Here is a 1,465-nt window from a genome sequence, read left to right as displayed (position 1 = left end):
GGGCGTGGCCGCGGGCGGCGTCGTCCGGCGGCAGGTCCGGCGGCAGGTCCGGTTCGCCGCCGAGGGGATCGAGCCGCAGCGGCACCAGCGTGGTGAACCAGCCCACCGTCCGGCTCAGGTCGTGGCGGGGCAGGGTCGGGCCGTCCTGCGCGTCGGAGAGGGGCTCGGGGAAGGGTTCTGAGAGGGGTTCGGCGAGCGCGTCGGCCAGGGCGTCGGCATCGCGACCGTGGCGCTCGAGGGTCACGCCCACTGCCGTCCCGTCGCCGCGCCGCGCCAGCGCGATCGACAGGGCGGTGAGCAGGATCTCGTCGGGACGGGCGCTGTAGGGCCGACCGGCCCGGCGCAGGAAGGCGTCGGTCGCGTCGGCGTCGAGGCTGTCGGCGATCTCGGTCTGGGCGGATTCGACGTTGGGGGCGTCGGGCCGGACCGGCCGCAACGCGGCATCGGGGCACGGCCCCCCGGCCTGCCAGCCGGCCAGCCAGGATTCGCGGCGCCCGGCATGTCCGGGGTGCCGGGCCAGGACGTCGAGGCTGCGGGCCCAGCCCGGGAAGCTCGTCGGCGGGGGCGCGAGCGGCCGCCCGGCGAGCGCCGCCGCGAGGTCCTGGATCAATATGCGCCACGACATGGCGTCGACCACGAGGTGGTGGGCGACGAGGAGGAGCCGCTCGATCCCGTCCGCCGGCAGGGTGACGTGCACGGCCCGCCAGACTGGCCCTTCGGCGAGGTCGAGGCTCGTCTGGGCTTGCGCGGCGAGGGCCGCGAAGGCCGGCGCACCGTCCGCCGCGCGCCGCCACAGCGGGGGCTCCTGCCCCGGTGCCCGGCAGGTCTGGGTCCAGGCCCCGTGCGCGTCCCGCGCGAAGCGCAGGCGCAGCGCGGGATGGGCGGCCTCGACGGCCGCGAGGGCCTCAGCGAGGCGGCCCGGGTCGAGGGGTGCCCGGGGCGCGAGCACGATCGCCTGGTTCCAGTGCTGCCGGTTCGGGACGGGGCCGTCGAGGAACCGGCGCTGGATCGGGGTGAGGGGAACCGGACCGGCCTCGCGCGCCGGGTCGACCTGGGGGGCTGGCGCGGCCGCGTTGTCCGGGGCCGCGTCGAGATGCGCCGCCAGGGCGGCGAGGCGCGGATGGGTGAAGACGTCCCGCGGGGTCAGCGCGAGGCCGCTCTCCCGGGCGCGGGCGACGAGCTGGAGGGCGAGGATCGAGTCGCCGCCGCGCTCGAAGAAGCTGTCCCGGCGCGACAGGCGTCGGGCGTCGAGGCCGAGCACGCCGGCCCAGAGGGCGGCGAGGCGCGTCTCGGTCTGGCCGCGCGGCGGATCGAAGCCGGCGGTCCCGCCCACGGCGTCCGCGCCCGCCCAGTCGGGTTCGGGGAGCCGTCCTGGGTCGAGCTTCCCGTTGGCGGAGACCGGCAGGGCGGGCAGGGCGAGGATGCGGGCGGGGCGCAGCGCGTCGGGCAGCGTGTCGGCCAGGGC

At 78.2% G+C, this 1,465-nt stretch carries 1 protein-coding gene; it reads right to left on the bottom strand.

Features of this window, described 5'->3' with window-relative positions; translation table 11 throughout:
• Positions 1 to 1,465: condensation domain-containing protein (locus ACLBYB_RS32550; RefSeq protein ID WP_447701347.1), on the bottom strand; the 1,465-nt coding region annotated here is incomplete at both ends.

The organism is Methylobacterium sp. D54C, from assembly GCF_053345595.1.
This window is presented reverse-complemented; position numbering and strand designations above follow the sequence as displayed.